This is a genomic window from Streptomyces sp. NPDC021100 (genome assembly GCF_044333095.1).
Classification (GTDB): domain Bacteria; phylum Actinomycetota; class Actinomycetes; order Streptomycetales; family Streptomycetaceae; genus Streptomyces.
Window position 1 is genome coordinate 584,964 of sequence record NZ_JBIRQH010000004.1, and the last position, 17,875, is coordinate 602,838.

The following is a 17,875-nucleotide window of genomic DNA, read 5'->3' on the forward strand; positions in this document are numbered from 1 at the left end:
CGCCTACGCTGTGCGACGTGACTTCTCCAGCCCCGGCGGCCGTTCCGCCCCAGCTCAACGGGCCCGCGCCCACCCGAGCACCCGGCCATGCCCGAGCCGGGGGCCCCGTCGCCCCGGGCCCGGCCGCCGACGAGGGGCTGGCCCGCCGCCTGCGCGCGCTCGCCTGCACGGCGCCGTTGCACGACCTCGACGTCCGCAAGGCCAACCTCGTGGGCGAGTACGGCGTCTACGCGATGGCCGAGGTGGCCCTGGCCGCCATCGACCTCGTCACCCTCACTATGGACTTCGACACCGGCGCCGACCACGAGCAGATAGTGGCCCGGCTGCTGCCGCGCGTCGCCGCCCAGGCGCCCGAGCGCCCCGCGGCCGAGCACGAGCGCGTCGCCCGGTGGGTCCTGGAGAACCTCGTCAACGTCGGCAGCGTCGACCGCGGCTTCCGCGCCGTCTACGGCACGTTCGGCACGGACGGCGCCTATGTGCGCCGCGACTACGACTTCAAGCTGATCGAGGAGGTCCCTGGCCCCGGCGGCACGGTCTTCCTGCGCACCACCGACGAGGCCGTCAACGTCCTCGTCGGCGCCCTCGACACGGACGTCACCAGCGCGCAGATCGCCGCCGAGGTCAAGCTGGAGGTGCTCGTCAGCCGGGGCCGGCTCGCCGACGCCCAGCTCGCCGCCGAACAGGCCCGCTACCGCACCGTCCAGTACGCCGAGACGCTCCGCAAGACCCTCGACGCCACCCGGCGCAACGTCCGCGCGGTGGACTGGCTGCGCACCGTTCCGGACATGATCGACGAGGCGCTGGAGCACGTCGCCGAGCGCTACCGGCACGAGAACGCGATCCTCACCAACATCCGCAAGGTCCGCGACGAGGCGTCCACCGGCGTCGACCCCGAGCACAAGCGCCGCGCCGCCGAGCTCGTCGACATCGTCAAGGACTGCATCCGCCGCCACACCCAGCTGCAGTCACGGCTGCTGGAAGCCGGCCCGCTGTTCCGCGCCGAGCAGGACCGGCAGGCGTTCGCCACCCCGTCCTCCGGCGCCGGCCTCGACCTCTACGGGCAACTCCTCGCTCCCCTCCTGCCGCTTCCGCTCGAACAGGCGGGGCGCGTCACCGACGCCTTCTTCACCCGCGGTACGGGCCTGCGCACCCCGGCGTCCGTCCGCGTCGGCGACCTCGTCGACCTGCTGCTGACGCCGCCCGCGGAGCGGGAGCATCTCGGGGCGGAGATGCCGGAGCCGGACCTGATCGCGACGCCGGACGACAGCCGCTTCAGTGAGGAGCAGCTGGCTCATGCCATGGAGTTGCTGACGTTGCCGCCGGATGCGCCGCGGCGGCTGTCCGGGCTCCTCGAGGACGCGCGCCGGCGTGACCGCGAACTGCCGTACCTCGTCGCGCTGCTGGCCGTCCATGCGGCCAGCCCCGCTGTCGGTACGGCCTATCGGCAGGGCGAGCGGTCGCTGCTGTTCGCCGTGGACGACGGGACGGTGCTGGACGATCCGGAGTTCGGCGGCGCGGATTTGATCGTGGGCACTGCGCTGCTGGACGCGGCGGGTATGGCGGCTGACCGCTCGGAGGCGTCGTGAGTGTGCCCCGGTCCCGCCCTTTGACCGTTTCTTGCGGGGGCTGCGCCCCCGCACCCCCGAAGCGCCCTTCGGGCGCTGTCCTCAAGCGCCGGACGGGCTGGAGTGGGCGCCCTATTCAGCCTGTCCGGCGCTTGAGGACGAGCGGCGGAGCCGCGAAAAGCGGGGTCTGGGGCGCAGCCCCAGGAATCGGCGAAGGGGTGGGACCGGGGCACCCCTCCCCCAACACCAGCCACAACGCACAGGAGCACCGACCGTGACCGACTACGAACCCGACGAGACGTCGGCGTACCCGGAAGCGCCCGCCGCGGAGCCGGAGCGCCCGGCCAACGCCCCCCTGACCCCCGCCGACGCCGCGGACGCGGCCCGGCTCGTCGCCTTCGGGCTCCAGCCCAAGCTCCAGCCCGCCCGCGACGCCGACTACGCCGAACTCCTGCGCCGCCACCGCGACGACCCCGCCTTCGCGCGGCTCGCCGACGCCGTCGCCGCCGGGCTGGGGCTGGTGGTGCTGGAGGTGTCGACGCGGGCCGGTATGGCCGTGACCGCCGCCGAGGACTCCGTCTTCGCCGTCCGGATAAGCGACTACGCCCGCCGGGCCACCGCCGACTCCGGCGACCGCTTCCTGCACGGCCTCGCCCACCTCGCCGTCGCCGCCATGGCGTTCCCCCGGCCCGAGGACCTGGCCGACGACGGGTACATCGGCCGGATCACCGTCAACGGCGTGGACGCGTTCGTCCGGCAGGCGTGCCGTCGGCTGGAGGAGCGGGCGGCGGAGACGGGGGAGAACACCGACCCGGTCACCGAGGCCCCCGGCCTGGAGGCGGCCTGGCGGGTCTACGCGCGGCGCAGCGCCACCGGCGCCACCAAGGACGCCCGCCGCCTGGCCGGTTCGACCACCGGCATCATCGCCAAGGCCGTCGCGTTCCTCGTCGACTCCGGCTTCCTCCAGCGCACCGGCGACGACGCCGGCGGCGCCTACCGCACCACGCCGCGCTACCAGCTCCAGGTCCGCGACATGGCCGGCAGCGCCGCCATGGCCGAGCTGCTGGAGCTGGGCGTCGTACCGGTCGGCGACGGCACCGCCACGCTGCTGCCGCCGGACGACGCCGAGGACCTGGACCTGGTCGCCGACGCCGGCCTGCCGTTCCACTCCTGATCCCCCGAACCTCCCTACCGTCACACCGCGACAAACGAGAGTCCGCCATGTACGAGCTGTCCCGGGTCCGCCTCTACTCCATCGGGCCCGCCGGTGCGCGCTACGCCGACACCGTGCTGGACCTGCGGGGGGTGGGCGCGCCCGTGCCGTCGCCCGCGCCCGCGCAGGCGGATTTCTTCGAGGAGGAGCCCGTCGGCCCGCCGCGCCGCCCGGCACCCGCGGGCGTGCTGTTCCTGGAGAACGGCGGCGGCAAGTCCGTCCTGCTCAAGCTGATCTTCTCGGTGATGCTGCCGGGGCACCGCAACACCCTCGGCGGCGCCAGCTCCGGCGTCCTCCGCAAGTTCCTGCTCGCCGACGACTGCGGCCACGTCGCCCTGGAGTGGCAGCACGTCCTCACCGGTGAGACGGTCGTCGTCGGCAAGGTCAGCGAGTGGCGCGGCCGTCAGGTCTCCAACGACCCGCGGAAGTTCGCCGAGGCGTGGTACTCGTTCCGGCCCGGTCCGGGGATGAGCCTGGACGCGCTGCCGGTCGCGGAGTCGTCCGCCATGCGCCCCCGCGCCGAGGGCGCCTCCACCGCGCGCGGCCGCCGCCGCACCATGAAGGGGTTCCGCGACGCCCTCACCGAGGCCGGCAAGGCGTATCCCAACCTGGACGTGGTCTGGGAGGAGATCCACGAGCGCTGGAACGAGCACCTCGGCGAGCTCGGCCTCGACCCCGAACTCTTCCGCTACCAGCGGGAGATGAACGCCGACGAGGGCGAGGCCGCCGGCCTCTTCGCGGTCAAGAACGACTCCGACTTCACCGACTTGCTGCTGCGCGCCGTCACCGACACCCGCGACACCGACGGCCTCGCCGACCTCGTGCACGGCTTCGCGCACAAGCTCGGCCGCCGCGCCGAGCTCACCGCCGAGCGCGACTTCACGGCCGGCTCCCTCGACCTGCTCTCCCGCATCGTCGAGTCCGGCGCCCGCCGCGACCAGGCGCGCGGCGTGCACGCCGGCGCCGAGCGCCGCACCCGCGTCCTCGCCCGCCGGCTCTCCGCGCGCGCCGCCGAGGAGCGCGGCCGCGCCGGCGAGCTCGCCGAGCAGGTGGCCGCCGCCGCGCACCGCGTCACCGACGCCGAGACCGCGCGCGAGCACGGCTCCCGGATCGCCGCCGAACTCGCGTACCGGCACGCCTCGCTGGCGCTCGCCGCCGCCGAGAAGTCCGCCGCCGCCCAGCGCCGCGAGCTCAACGACGCCCGGACCCTGCACTCCGCCTGGCAGGCCGCCGAGACCGTGCTCCGGCACCGGGCCGCCGCCGACCGCTCCGCCCGCGTCGCCGCCGCCATCCACGAGGCCGAGCGCGACGCCGCGCCCGCCCTCGCCGCCCGCACCCGGGCCGCCGCCGCCCTCGTCCGCGCCCTCAACGCCGCGGCCGAACAGGGTGAACGCCTCGCCGACGAGCAGGAGGAGCGCTCCGCCGTCCTCCAGGAGACCGGCGAGGCCGCCCACCGCGACGCCACCGCCGCCGCCACCGAGGCCCAGCGCGCCCGCAGCGAGGCCGGCCACCTGCGACAGCGGCTCGCCGAGGTCGAGCAGGAGACCGCCGACGCGGTCCGCGCCGGCTGGCTCGACGACAGCGCCCCCGACGCCGACCCGGCCCGCGCCGCCCTCGCCGCCAGCGACGCGGAGAGGACCGCCACGGCCGCGTACGAGACGGCCCGGGAGACCGCGCGTACCGCCGCCGACCGGGCCCGGGAGACCGCCGCCGCCGAGTCCCGCGCCGAACTGGCCGCCGCCCGCTCCGCCGACGCGGCCACCGCCGCCGCCGGCGCGTACGACGCCGAGCGGCGCCTCGCCGAGTCCCTCGGCGCCGAACCGCGGCTCGCCGAACTCCTGGGCCTGCCGCAGCCCGCCGCCGGCGCAGCCGGTCAGGTTCCGGCCCAGCGCGGCACCGCCGCCGGGCAAGAAGGCGCGGGCCGGGAGGCCGCCGGCCCGCTCACCGCCGAGGAGCTGGACCGCAACGCGGACGCCCTCCGCGAGCTCCTCGACGACACCGTCGCCACCGCCGAGCGACAGCTGTTCGACCTGCGCACCGCCGCGGCCGACGACTCGCGCATCCTCGGCGCCCTCGGCGACGGCGGCCTGCTGCCGGCCGGCCCCGACGTCCTCGCCACCGTCGAGTTCCTCGGCGAGCACGGCATCCCCGCCCTCCCCGGCTGGCGCTATCTCGCCCAGGCCGTCGACCCCGCCGACCACGCCCGGGTGCTGGCCGCCCGCCCCGAGCTCGTCGACGGCGTCGTCATCACCGACCCGGACGCCCACGGCCGCGCCCGCGAGGCGCTCGCCGACGCCTCGCTGCTGCCGCGCTCCGCCGTCGCCGTCGGCACCGCCGCCGCCCTCCTCGCCCCCGTGCCGGAGAGCGACGGCGACAGCGGCGTCTTTCTCGTGCCGCCGAACCCCGCCATGCACGACGAGCGGGCCGCCGACGAGGAGCGGCACGCCCTCCGCGAACGCGCCGCCGCCCGCGACGAGGAGATCCGCGCGGTCGCCGGCCGCCTCGCCGGCGACCGCGCCCTCGCCGCCCGCCTCGCCTCCTGGCGGTCCGGGTGCCCCGAGGGCCGGCTCGCCGAGCTCGCCGCCGAGGTCGAACGCTGCCGCACCGCCGCCGAGACGGCCCAGGAGGAGCTGACCGCCGCCCGGACCGCGCGCGCCGAGGCCGACGAGATCGCCGCCGAGACCGCCCGGGTCCGCGACGAGCGCCAGGAGGCCGCCCAGCGGGCCCGCCGGGTCGCCGACGCCCTCGCCGGCCTCGCCCACCGGCTCCGCGAACGTGCTCACTGGCAGACGCGGCTCCGCGAACTCGCCGAGGAGGCCGCCGAGTACGAGGAGCGCGCCGCCGCCTGCGTCGACCGCGCCCGCGCCGCCGACGAGGACCGCCGCGCCGCCCAGCGCGCCGCCGACGACGCCCACCGCACCGCCCGCGCCCTGCGCGCCGAGCGCGCCGAGATCGCCGGCGCCCCGGACGACGTCCCCGACGACGCCGAGGCGTCCACCGACTCGCTGCCCGCCCTCCGCGAGGCCTACCGCGCCGCCTCCCAGGTGTACGAGAAGGTCGGCGTCGGCGCCGACCTGCGCGCCGAACAGGCCCGCGCCGAGAGCGACGAGAGCGCCGCCCGCGCCGAACTCGACCGCCTCACCAACAAGGTCCGCACCCGCGCCGCCCAGCTGCTGGAGGGCACCGACGGCGCCGACGGCCCGTCCCGCCAGGCCGCCGCCGCCCGCGCCGAGGCCCTCGTCCAGCTGCTGGAAGGCCGCGCCTCCGCCGCCAGCGAGCAGCTCGGCCGGCTTCGCGGCGAGGCCGAACGCCTCGCCCCCGCCGACGGCGAGTCCCACACCGAGCTCCCCGACGCGCAGGTGCCCGCCGACGCCGACCAGGCCAAGGAGCTGCTGCGCACCGCCACCGCCGAACTCACCGCGCGCACCGACGCGCTGGAGGAGGCTCGGACCGCGCACGCGAGCCTGCTCCGCTCGCACCGCGCCGCCGAGGACGCCGCCGGCGGCTTCGACGACACCGCCGCCCTCCTGCGCGACCTGCTCCGCGACAACGCCCCCGACGACGAGGAGACGGCCCCCGAGCCGTACGCCGGCACCCTGGAGGAGGCCCGGCAGGTCGCGGCCGAGGCCCGGCGCTCGCTGCGCGGCTGCGCCGGCGACCTCTCGGCGGCCGAGTCGGCCGTCCGCGAGGCCAGCGACATCCTCGTCCGGCACGCCAACTCCACCCGCTACGAGCAGGTTCGCACCCCCGCCCGACAGCAGATCCGCGAACTCCCCGCCTCCGCGCTGCCCGAGCACGCCGCCGCCTGGGCCGACGCCTTCGCGCCCCGGCTGCGCGTCCTCACCGACGAGCTCGACCAGCTGGAGCGCAACCGCGACGGCATCGTCGACCGGCTGCGCGGCCTCGTCGAGTCCTCGCTCACCACGCTCCGCGCCGCCCAGCGGCTCTCCCGGCTGCCCGAGGGGCTGGGGGAGTGGTCGGGCCAGGAGTTCCTGCGCATCCGCTTCGAGGACCCCGACCAGAGCACCCTCACCGAACGCCTCGGCGAGGTCATCGACGAGGCCACCCGGTCCGCCGTCAAGAAGAACTCCGACCTGCGCCGCGACGGCATGTCGCTGCTGCTGCGCGGCGTCCGGGCGGCCCTGCTGCCGCGCGGCGTCGCCGTCGAGATCCTCAAGCCGGACGCGGTGCTGCGCGCCGAGCGGGTGCCCGTCGGGCAGATGGGCGACGTGTTCTCCGGCGGCCAGCTGCTGACCGCCGCCATCGCCCTGTACTGCACGATGGCCGCGCTGCGCAGCAACGACCGCGGCCGGGACCGGCAGAAGCACGCGGGCACGCTGTTCCTCGACAACCCGATCGGGCGCGCCAACGCCACGTATCTGCTGGAGCTCCAGCGGGCCGTCGCGGACGCGCTGGGCGTCCAGCTGCTGTACACCACCGGGCTGTTCGACACCACGGCGCTCGCCGAGTTCCCGCTGGTGATCCGGTTGCGCAACGACGCGGACCTGCGGGCGGGGCTGAAGTACATCAGCGTCGAGGAGCATCTGCGGCCCGGGCTGCCGCAGGCCGACCCGGAGTCGGAGCCGGTGCACGGGGAGATCACCGCTACGCGGATGTTCCGGCGGCCGGAGGAGGAGGCGGCGCCTGTGCCGGCCGGGCGCTGAGGGGGGCGCCTGCGGCGGGCTGGTGCCCCGGTCCCGCCCTTTCGCCGTTTCCCGGGGGGTCCCGGACCCCTTTGAGCGCACCTGCGGTGCGCGTCCTCAAACTCCCCCAGAGGGGGCACCCCCAACGGGCTGAATCAGCCCGTCCGGCCGCGCCTCACGGATACCGAGGCCGCCGCACCCGCCGCATCTCCCGTGCCGTACTGCTCGGCACCGACACCACCCCGTGCCGCTGGCGCCACACCTGACGCGTCACCCACACGTCGAGGACGCCCCACGTCGTCGCCACCGTGCCGGCCACCGTGGCGACCAGCACCGGGAAGGCCAGCCACGACCCGGCGAGGGTCAGCAGCACCGCCGCCATGGCGACCGTCGTCGTGAGCGCGACGAGAAGGACGGCGCGTACCGCCGCGGCCCGTACCGGGTCGGGCATCCGCGGCCGGTGGACCGGCTCCTCGATCCACAACGGAGCGCGCGCTCGTGGGCGTCCGTCCGGCCGTCGTCCGTCGCGAACCCTGTCCATGGCGGCTCACCTCCCCCAGTGGCTGCCCCCGCTCGGGGCCTTTCCCGCAGGGATGTCAAAAATAACCCGGACCGGAGGACGCGTGCCGGGGCGCGGGCGCCGGAGCGCGCGAACGTCCTCCTCAGTGCCCTGCCGTCTGCCCGCGCACCACGCGGCCCATGGCCGGGGATCGCCCCGGACAGGGGCGAGTTCAGGCCATCCGGCTTGATCACCCAGCGGGCTCCGCCGTGCCCCCGGCCGCGTTCCGGCCCGTCAGGCCCCAGGAGAAGTCCCCTGATCACGGGAGATCTCGGGACGACATGGCCAACCCCCCACGCCCGGGCGGCCGTACAGCCCTTCGAGGCGTAATCCCCGCAGTAGTAGGCTCACGCCGCATCACTGTCGGAGCACCACCCCCGTCGCGCCGCGGGGTGCAGTGGGGGAGTCCATGCGCTTTCGCGGGAAATCGATCCGCCGGAAGATCGTGGCACTGTTGCTGGTGCCATTGGTGTCCCTGACCGTCCTGTGGGTGTTCGCCACGGTGATCACCGGTATGGAGGCGGACCGCCTGCTCTCCGCCGCCGAGGTCACCCGCGGGATCGGCCACCCGACGGAGGACGTCGTCGACGCCCTCCAGAAGGAGCGCCGCCAGGCCCTCGTCGTCCTCGCCGGCCCCCGCTCCCGGAGCGCCGGCGCCGCCCGCTCCCGTACCGCCGCCCTCACCGAACTCCGGGCCCGCCAGCGCGCCACCGACAAGGCCGCCGCCGTCCTCCGCTCCGGCGCCTCCGGCGACGTGCGCGAGGACATGAGCTCCACCGCGGCCGACTGGTTCCGCGCCATGGAACGCCGCCTCGCCGGCCTGGGCGCCCTGCGCGCCAAGGTCGCCGGCGCCACCGTCGGCCGCGACGCCGCCTTCTCCGCGTACAACGAGATCATCGACCCCCACCTCGACTTCCTCAGCCTCCTCGGGTCCGTCCAGGACGCCGACCTCGAACAGCAGCGCCGCGCCCTGGTGGGCCTCACCTACTCCCGGGAGTCCCTGTCCCGCGAGGACGCCCTGCTCGCCTCCGCGCTCACCGCCCGCACGCTCACCGCCCGCGAACTGCGGTTCCTCGCCGACCACATGGCCGAGCGCAAGATCCTCTACGAGACCAACCTCGCCGTCCTGCCCGTCCGGGACCAGAAGAGCTTCGACGACTACTGGCGGGGCACCAACGCCCGGGCCCTGGAGGCCATCGAGGAGGCGGTCGTCGCCGGCGGACCCGCCAAGGCCCTCCGCGCCGTCGACACCCCACGCTGGCAGGCCGCCGCCGGCACCGTCCTCGACGACCTCACCCGCCTGGACCGCGACGCGCAGGAACGCCACGAGGACCGGCTGGAACCCGTCGCCACCTGGGTGCTCACCAAGGCCGCCGTCGCCGGTGTGCTCGGCCTCGCCGCCCTCGTCTGCTCGGTCGTCGTCTCCTGGCGCGTCGGCCGCGGTCTCATCAGGGACCTCCGGCAGCTGCGCCGCGAGGCCCACGAGGTCTCCGGCGTCCGCCTCCCGGCCGTCCTGCGCCGCCTCGCCGCCGGCGAACAGGTCGACGTCGAGACCGAGGCACCGCGCCTGGAGTACCCGACCGACGAACTTGGCCAGGTCGGACGGGCCCTCAACTCCCTCCAGCGGGCCGCCGTCGAGGCCGCTGTGAAACAGGCCGAAATGCGCCGGGGCGTGTCGGACGTCTTCGTCAACATCGCCCGCCGCTCCCAGGTGCTGCTGCACCGTCAGCTGGCGCTGCTCGACACCATGGAGCGCCGCACCGAGGACGCCGACGAGCTCGCCGACCTCTTCCGCCTCGACCACCTCACCACGCGCATGCGCCGGCACGCCGAAGGCCTGGTGATCCTCTCCGGTGCCACCCCCTCCCGCCAGTGGCGCAAGCCCGTCCAGCTCATGGACGTCGTCCGCGCCGCCGTCTCCGAGGTCGAGGCGTACGAGCGGATCGAGCTGCGCCGGCTGCCGCCGCTGGCCGTCCAGGGTCCGGCCGTCGCCGACCTGACGCATCTGCTGGCGGAACTCCTGGAGAACGCCACCGTGTTCTCCCCGCCGCACACCGCCGTCCAGGTCCTCGGCGAGCGGGTGCCCAACGGCTTCACCCTCGAAATCCACGACCGCGGTCTCGGCATGAGCCCGGACGCCCTGCTGGAGGCCAACCTCGGCCTCGCGGAGGCGCCCGAGTTCGACCTCTCCGACACCGACCGGCTCGGCCTGTTCGTCGTCAGCCGGCTCGCCCGCCGGCAGGGCGTCCGCGTCTCGCTCCAGCCCTCGCCCTACGGCGGTACCACCGCGGTCGTCCTGATCCCCGCCGCGCTCATCGACGAGGCGCTGCCGAAGGACCTGAAGGGCGGGCCCGCCCGGAAGGCGGCCCGCAAGGACGGACCGGTCGAGCTGGAACCGCCGCTCTCGCCCCTCGAAAAGGCCGACGCACGGGACGCGGGTCCGCTGGATCCGGACCCGTTGGGCACGGAGGACCCGCTCGCACCCCGCGGCCCGCGGGACACACGCCGTCCCCTCGACACACGCGCCACACGGGAGCCCTGGAAACCCAGGATTCCGCTCGACGTACCGGTCCACGACCACCCCGCCGACCAATCCCCCGCCCGCCGCCCCGCGGCCCCCGCCCCGGCGTTCGACTCCCGCGACCCCGACCGGCGGCCCGGCTCCGGCACCCACGGCACCCCGGGCGGCCGGGGGACGGCGGGCCGGGGAACGCCCGGCGGCCTGCCCCGGCGCCCCCGGCCCCCGGTCCTGGTCTCGGACCACGGCCGCCCGGTGGCCGACCCCCCGGACCGCCGGGACCGCGCCGGCAGCGCCGAACATCCGGACCCCCCGCGCCGGGCCGGCTTCCCGGACCTCCTGGACGAACCCACCCCGCCCACCGGACTGCCCCGCCGCGTCCGCCAGGCCGGCCTCGCCCCCCTCGTCAGGGAGAACCTCGCCGAGGAGTCCCGCCGGGCCGCCGCCGAGCCGGCCGGCCACGAGACGCCGCGCGACCCCGAGGAGGTCCGCGCCCGCATGACGTCCCTGCAACGGGGATGGCAGCGCGGCCGGGCGGACGCCCCGCACCCCACCGAGCACGACAGCACACGAACCACCAACGAAAGGGACGGTCGATGACCGCCATACGCAACGCGTCGGCAGACACCGCCACGGCACAGCCCGCGGGAAACGGCAAGCTCAACTGGCTCCTCGACGACCTCGTAGAACGCGTCGGCACCATCCGCAAGGCCCTCGTCCTCTCCGGCGACGGCCTCGCCGTCGGCTCCTCCGCCGACCTCACCCGCGAGGACGGCGAGCACCTCGCCGCCGTCGCCTCCGGCTTCCACAGCCTCGCCAAGGGCGTGGGCCGCCGCTTCGACGCCGGACAGGTGCGCCAGACCGTCGTCGAACTGGACGACGCGTTCCTCTTCGTCACCGCCGCCGGACAGGGCAGCGCCCTCGCCGTCCTCGCCGACGCGGACTCTGACATCGGCCTGATCGCCTACGAGATGACGCTCCTCGTCAAGCGCGTCGGCGCCCACCTGGCCAGCTCCCCGCGCACCGGCGAGGCCGCCGGCGGATGACCGGACGGAGGGCCGGAGACGGCGGGACCCCTGACAGGGCCGGCGAGCCACAGCACTGGTACGACGACGCGGCGGGCCCGGTGGTCCGCCCGTACGCCATGACCCGTGGACGCACCCGGGGCGCCGGGGAGCACCGGCTCGACCGCACGGCGTTCGTCATCGCCGTGCGGCCCCCCGACGGCACCGACGACCGGCTCGGCCCCGAACACCTCCGCATCGCGGAACTCACGGCCGAGGACCCCCGCTCCGTCGCCGAACTCACCGACCGCCTCGGCCTCCCCTCCGGCGTCGTCCGCGTCCTCGTCGGTGACCTCTTCGAAGCGGGCATCGTCCGCGTCGACCGCCCGATCCCCCCGGCGGAACCACCCGACGAGAGCATCCTCTGCCTGGTGATCAACGGCTTGCGTACGCTGTGAGACGGGCGCGCGACCGCGCGCCCGCACCGTGGAGCCGCCTGCTTCCGCGCTGCGGCCGAGAGCTCGACCCGACGGCGGAGCGGTCGCCCACGACAGGCCGGGCCAGGGGGAGCGCGCACCGGATGGCCCCGCTGCGCCGGGCGCCATGCGGGCGGCTTCCCACCGCGGGCCCCGCGCCCGTCGCCCCCGCCCTCAAACCCCCCGCATCCGCACCGGAAACCCCACCTCCTCGGCCCCCTCCCGTTCCACCGCCACGACACCGTTCCGCCACCCGGTCGTGAACCGCACCACTTCGGCCTCCTCCCCGCCGTCCTCGACGACCAGCACCCCGCCGCCCGTCCCTCCCGCCGCCGGAGCCCAGACCTCCAGTTCCACCCCGCCGTCCGCCCCCGCCACCGGAAGAACCGCCCCCGCCCGCGCGAGCACCGGGATCCGGGCGAGGGGCGCGTCGAGCAGCACCTGGCCCGGGCCCTCGTGCGCCCGGCCCGTCGCCGTGTCGTACCACCGGCCGCGCGGCAGCCGCACCGCCCGCCGGTCGGCCCCCGGCTCCAGCACCGGCGCCACCAGCAGCGCGTCCCCCAGCAGGAACGCGTCCTCGCAGTCCCGCAGCGCCCGGTCCTCCGGCGAGCGCCACCACACCGGGCGGACGTACGGCGCGCCCGTCACCCGCGCCCGATGGCCCAGCGTGACGAAGTACGGCAGCAGCCGCATCCGCTCCCGCAGCGCGGCCCCCGCGTGCTCCAGCACCTCGGGACCGAACTCCCACGGCTCCCGGCGCCCCGCCGAGATCGCCGCGTGGGTGCGGAACAGCGGCAGGTACGCGCCCAGTTGGAACCACCGCAGGTACAGCTCCGGCGACGGCGAACCCGTGAACCCGCCCACGTCCGGCCCCGAGAAAGGCACCCCGCACAACCCCAGCCCCAGCACCAGCGACAACGACGCCCGCAGCCCCGGCCAGCCCGTCGTCACATCACCCGACCACGTCCCCCCGTACCGCTGCATCCCCGCCCAGCCCGACCGCGAGAACAGGAACGGCCGCTCGTCCGGCCGCAGTTCGCGCAGCGCCTCGTAGCCGGCCCGGGCCATGCCCAGCGCGTACACGTTGTGCGCCTCCCGGTGGTCGCCGCCCCGGCCCTCCAGCGCGTGCCGCGCCGACCGCGGCAGGGTGTGCTCGCCGAACGCCGCGAAGGCCGCCGGCTCGTTCATGTCGTGCCAGAACCCGGAGAACCCCTCCGCCAGCCGCTCCGCGTACAGCCCGCCCCACCACCGGCGCACCGCCGGATCGGTGAAGTCCGGGAAGACCGACGTGCCCGCCCACACCTCGCCGCGCACCGGCCGCCCCCGCCCGTCCCGGACGAACGCACCGGCCGCCACACCCGCCTCGTAGACCTCCCAGCCCGGCTCGGCCTTCACCCCCGGGTCCACGATGGACACCAACCGGACGCCCTCCTTCCGGAGCTCGTCGGCCAGCCCGGGCAGGTCCGGGAACCGCTCCCGGTCCACCGTGAACACCCGGTGGCCCCGGTAGTGGTCGATGTCCAGGTGCACGGCGGACAGCGGCAGCCCGCGCTCCCGGTACCCGGCCACCACCCGCCGCACCTCCGCCTCGCTGCCGAACCCCCACCGGGCGTGGTGGTACCCCAGCGCCCAGGCGGGCGGCACCGCCGTACCCCCGGTCAGCCCCGCCCAGCCACGCAGCACCCGCGCCGGGGCACCCGCGATCACCCAGTACCGCAGCGGCCCCCCGGACATCCGCAGCTCGCAGCGGCCCGACCGGTCGTGCCCCGAACCGGCCCCCTCCTCGCCCTCCCACAACAGCACCCGCCCGTCCCAGGAGTTGTCGTGGAACACGAGGTGCGTCCCCGCGTCCGCCACCACCAGCTGCACCGGCATGGTGACGTACAGCGGATCGTCCCCCGGCTCGAACGAGCCCCCGGGGTCCGTGTTCCACAGCCGGTACGCGCCCTCGCGCAGCCGCGGCCCCGCCGACCGGCCGCCCAGCCCGAAGAAGCGGGCGTCCGCCGGCACCTCCGACCGCTGCGTCCACCGCGGGCTCCCCTCGACACCCGCCGGATCCACCGGATCCCACCAGCGCGGCGGCTGATCACGCCGCAGCATCACCCCGCCCGGCGTCCGCACCTCCACCGCCCCATGCCGCGACACCACCACCAGCAGCCGCTCCGACACCACCCGCCAGCCGCCGTCCGTGTCCGGCTCCAGCACCGCCCGCTCGTCCGCCTCCGGCACCGGCCCCGCCAGGGCGTACGACGGCCCGGGCGCCGCGCCGTCCCACCCGCAGAACACCGCGCCCCCAGCCGCCACCCGCACCCGCAGCGACGACCGGGCGAACCGCACCACGCCGCCGCCCGGCTCCGGATCAGCCCCCAGGGCCGGCCCCGGCACCCGCGCCCGCTCGGCCACCGGCCCCCGTACCTCCGCGGCGTCCACCCGCCGCCGCCACCACGCGGCCCGCACCGACCGCAGCACCCGCGCCGCCCCCACCGTCCTGAACGACGTCACCCATTTGACCGACCGTCCCAGGTCATGCGCATCCATGACGTTCACCCTGCCACCGGCACCCCACCCGACGGAGCGGGTTCGCCGCCCGTTCACCCAGCGGTGACCGACGCCTCGCGGCGGCACGGCCCGGCACCCCTGGTGCGGAAGACGATCACATGGCATCGTCCTCGTCAGCCGCGCGCGCCGGCCCACACCCCGGGAACCCGCCGCACGGCGGCCACGCCCACGACGCGTACAGCCGGGAGCAGCGACGATGACCACCGCACCGCACCACGCCGACCAGCCGACGCCCCTCTGGCGGCCGGACGCCGACCGCGTCGCCCGTGCCCAGGTCACCCGCTTCCACGCCCGCGCCGCCGAACGGCACGGCGCCCCCGCGCCCGTCCCCGGCGACCCCGAGGCGAGCTACGCCGCCCTCCACCGCTGGTCCGTCGCCGCCCCCGAGCCCTTCTGGCAGGCCGTCGCCGAGTGGTGCGACGTACGGTTCACCCACCCCTACGAGCGGGTGCTCGCCGACGCGTCCATGCCCGGCGCCGTCTGGTTCCCCGGCGCCACCCTCAACTACGCCGAGCACGCCCTGCGCACCGCCGAGGACCCCGCCCGCGCCGGCGAACCGGCCCTGCTGCACACCGACGAGACCCTCGACCCGCGGACCGTCACCTGGGCCGAACTCCGGGCGCGCGTGGGCTCGCTGGCCGCCGAGCTCCGCCGCCTCGGCGTCCGTCCGGGCGACCGGATCAGCGGCTACCTGCCCAACGTCCCCGAGGCCGTCGTCGCCTTCCTCGCCACCGCGGCCGTCGGCGCCGTCTGGACGTCCTGCGCGCCCGACTTCGGCGCCCGCAGCGTCCTCGACCGCTTCCAGCAGGTCGAACCGGTCGTCCTGTTCACCGTCGACGGCTACCACTACGGCGGCAAGCGCCATGAGCGCGCCGACACCGTCGCCGAACTCCGCGCCGGCCTGCCCACCCTGCGCGCCGTCGTCCACATCCCGCTGCTCGGCACCCCCGCGCCCGAGGGCGCCCTGGAGTGGGACGCGCTGACCTCGGGCGACGTGGAGCCGGACTTCGAGCAGGTGCCCTTCGACCACCCGCTGTGGGTCCTCTACTCCTCCGGCACCACCGGCCTGCCCAAGGCCATCGTCCAGTCCCAGGGCGGCATCCTCCTCGAACACCTCAAACAGCTCTCCCTGCACTGCGACCTCGGCCCCGGCGACCGCTTCTTCTGGTACACCTCCACCGGCTGGATGATGTGGAACTTCCTCGTCTCCGGCCTCCTCGTCGGCGCCACCGTCGCCCTCTACGACGGCAGCCCCGGCCACCCCGACACCGCCGCCCAGTGGCGGGTCGCCGAACGCACCGGCGCCACCCTCTTCGGCACCTCCGCCGCCTATGTGATGGCCTGCCGGAAGGCCGGCCTCCACCCGGGCCGCGACCTGGACCTCTCCCGCGTCCGCTGCGTCGCCACCACGGGCTCCCCGCTGCCGCCCGACGGCTTCCGCTGGATCCACGACGAGGTCGCGGAGGACATGTGGATCGCCTCCGTCAGCGGCGGCACCGACGTCTGCAGCTGCTTCGCCGGCGCGGTCCCCACCCTCCCGGTGTACGTCGGCGAACTCCAGGCCCCCTGCCTCGGCACCGACCTCCAGGCCTGGGACGAACAGGGCAAACCCGTCGTCGACGAGGTCGGCGAACTCGTCGTCGCCGCGCCCCTGCCGTCCATGCCCCTCCGCTTCTGGAACGACCCCGACGGCCGCCGCTACCGCGAGAGCTACTTCGAGACCTTCCCCGGCGTCTGGCGGCACGGCGACTGGATCACCCTCACCTCCCGCGGAACCGTCGTCGTCCACGGCCGCTCCGACTCCACCCTCAACCGGCAGGGCGTCCGCATGGGCTCCGCCGACATCTACGAGGCCGTCGAACGGCTCCCCGAGATCCGGGAATCCCTCGTCATCGGCGTCGAGGAACCCGACGGCGGCTACTGGATGCCCCTCTTCGTCCACCTTGCCCCCGGCGCCACCCTGGACGACGCGCTCCTCGACCGCATCAAGCGCACCATCCGCGAGCAGCTCTCCCCGCGGCACGTCCCCGACGAGGTCATAGCCGTCGAGGCCGTCCCCCACACGCTCACCGGCAAGCGCATCGAGGTCCCGGTCAAGCGCCTCCTCCAGGGCACTCCCCTCGAACAGGCCGTCAACCCCGGATCCGTCGACAACCCCGCGCTGCTCTCCTTCTACGCGGACCTCGGCCGGCGCCGCCGCGCCTGACCAGCCCTTCCACCCCGGCCTCGGTGCGTTGTCAGTGCCCTCGACTACTCTGAGTGAGCATTGATCACCGCGCTGAGGGGGAGTGGGAAACATGGCGCACAAGACACGGCACGACGCGGCACACACCGACGACGTCCGTACCCGGCGGAGCGCACGCCGACGGCTGCGCAGGGAAATGCCCAGCACCATCGCCGTCCTGGCGGACGAACGCGACTTCGCCGCCATGCGGCGCTACACCAGCTTCGGCTTCGACGACCACCCCGGATACCTGCGGCACGTGGACGGCCTGCTGCGCACCCTGGCCGCCCAGGGCACCCACACCAGCGTCGCCCTGTTCGACCCGGCCGACTACGCCGCCTACTGCGCGGACCTCCGCCTAGACCCGGACAGCGCTGGCAGCCGCACCCGCTACACGGCCGAAGTCGCCGCCGCCGGCACCACGGCCGCCTATGACGGACGTCCCGTCACCCGGCTGCTCCCCGGCCTCATCGCCGCCGCCGAACAGCAGGCCACCTGGGAGTACGCCACCGGACTGCTCGCCCGGGACGGCTGCGAACGCTGCGGCGACGACACCGGCCGGACGGCCTTCGCCCGCGCCTCCCTCGTCCTGCGCCGCATCGTCGAAGCCCTCGGCCCGGGCGGCCACCACCTCGTGTGCAGCATCCCCGCCGACGGGGACGCCCCGCTCGTCGCCCTCCTCCAGGCCGACTGCGGCACCGACGGACGGCTCCGGCTCGACGAGCCCTCGGCCCTGGTCTTCTGCACCGTCCTGGCCGCGGGCATCGCCACCGACCGCCCCGGCGGCATCGTCGCCCGCACCACCGCCCTCGGCCGGCCACCCACCGTCCGCGGCTGGACCCTCCGCGCCGGCTGGCCCCGGCCGCTCGACGAGGCCGAGGTCTTCTCCGCCTACTGCACCGACCCCGCCACCGGCGAACCCATCCCGCCGGAGCACGGCGTGGCGTACGAGGCGGGCATCGAACTGCGGGAACACGACGGAGGAGAAGAGGAGTGACAAGAGAGGGGTGCCTGCCGCCCCGCCGGCACCCCCCACCACACCACCGGCACCCGCTTCCGCGGGCGCCGCGCACTCGCCGGACAGCACCGCCTGCGCGGCGAGCCCGGCCTCCTC

At 75.7% G+C, this 17,875-nt stretch carries 10 protein-coding genes; 8 read left to right on the forward strand and 2 right to left on the reverse strand.

The window, feature by feature from the left end:
• Positions 1–17 precede the first annotated feature (17 nt).
• The 3 genes from ACH4PU_RS12065 to ACH4PU_RS12075 all read left to right on the forward strand — a co-directional run bounded on the left by ACH4PU_RS12065 (position 18) and on the right by ACH4PU_RS12075 (position 7,442).
• Positions 18–1,586: a hypothetical protein gene (locus ACH4PU_RS12065; protein ID WP_398269828.1), complete on the forward strand. Its 1,569-nt coding sequence runs from the start codon at positions 18–20 to the stop codon at positions 1,584–1,586.
• A gap of 253 nt (positions 1,587–1,839) precedes the next feature.
• On the forward strand, positions 1,840–2,739 hold the full coding sequence (locus ACH4PU_RS12070) for a hypothetical protein (protein WP_398269831.1): 900 nt from the start codon (positions 1,840–1,842) through the stop codon (positions 2,737–2,739).
• 47 nt (positions 2,740–2,786) lie between these two features.
• Positions 2,787–7,442, forward strand: coding sequence for a hypothetical protein (locus ACH4PU_RS12075; RefSeq protein WP_398269834.1), 4,656 nt, complete (start codon positions 2,787–2,789; stop codon positions 7,440–7,442).
• Positions 7,443–7,596: 154 nt separating this feature from the next.
• Here the strand turns inward: ACH4PU_RS12075 and ACH4PU_RS12080 are convergent, their stop codons facing one another.
• Positions 7,597–7,962 carry a hypothetical protein gene (locus tag ACH4PU_RS12080; protein ID WP_398269837.1) on the reverse strand — a complete coding sequence of 122 codons (366 nt, stop codon included), beginning with the start codon at positions 7,960–7,962 and terminating at the stop codon, positions 7,597–7,599.
• 427 nt (positions 7,963–8,389) lie between these two features.
• Here ACH4PU_RS12080 and ACH4PU_RS12085 point away from each other — a divergent pair, with 427 nt between their 5' ends.
• Genes ACH4PU_RS12085 through ACH4PU_RS12095 form a run of 3 tightly spaced genes read left to right on the forward strand, consistent with a single transcriptional unit; the run spans position 8,390 to position 11,960 of the window.
• Positions 8,390–11,098, forward strand: a complete 2,709-nt coding sequence (locus ACH4PU_RS12085; protein ID WP_398269840.1) for a nitrate- and nitrite sensing domain-containing protein — start codon at positions 8,390–8,392, stop codon at positions 11,096–11,098.
• Positions 11,095–11,544, forward strand: a complete 450-nt coding sequence (locus ACH4PU_RS12090) for a roadblock/LC7 domain-containing protein (RefSeq protein ID WP_185946027.1) — start codon at positions 11,095–11,097, stop codon at positions 11,542–11,544. Before ACH4PU_RS12085 ends, ACH4PU_RS12090 begins: the two co-directional genes overlap by 4 nt.
• A complete protein-coding gene (locus tag ACH4PU_RS12095; RefSeq protein ID WP_398269844.1) occupies positions 11,541–11,960 on the forward strand; it encodes a DUF742 domain-containing protein in 420 nt (139 codons plus the stop codon). The genes ACH4PU_RS12090 and ACH4PU_RS12095 overlap by 4 nt, the downstream gene beginning before the upstream one ends.
• A 192-nt stretch (positions 11,961–12,152) precedes the next feature.
• Here ACH4PU_RS12095 and ACH4PU_RS12100 read toward each other — a convergent pair whose 3' ends face one another.
• Positions 12,153–14,516 carry a glycoside hydrolase family 31 protein gene (locus ACH4PU_RS12100; protein WP_398269846.1) on the reverse strand — a complete coding sequence of 788 codons (2,364 nt, stop codon included), beginning with the start codon at positions 14,514–14,516 and terminating at the stop codon, positions 12,153–12,155.
• Positions 14,517–14,733: 217 nt separating this feature from the next.
• Here ACH4PU_RS12100 and ACH4PU_RS12105 point away from each other — a divergent pair, with 217 nt between their 5' ends.
• Positions 14,734–16,743 (forward strand): acetoacetate--CoA ligase, encoded by a 2,010-nt coding sequence (locus ACH4PU_RS12105; protein WP_398269849.1) that lies wholly within the window; start codon positions 14,734–14,736, stop codon positions 16,741–16,743.
• Between the two features lie 91 nt (positions 16,744–16,834).
• Positions 16,835–17,758, forward strand: coding sequence for a hypothetical protein (locus ACH4PU_RS12110; RefSeq protein ID WP_398269852.1), 924 nt, complete (start codon positions 16,835–16,837; stop codon positions 17,756–17,758).
• The last annotated feature ends 117 nt before the right edge of the window (positions 17,759–17,875 follow it).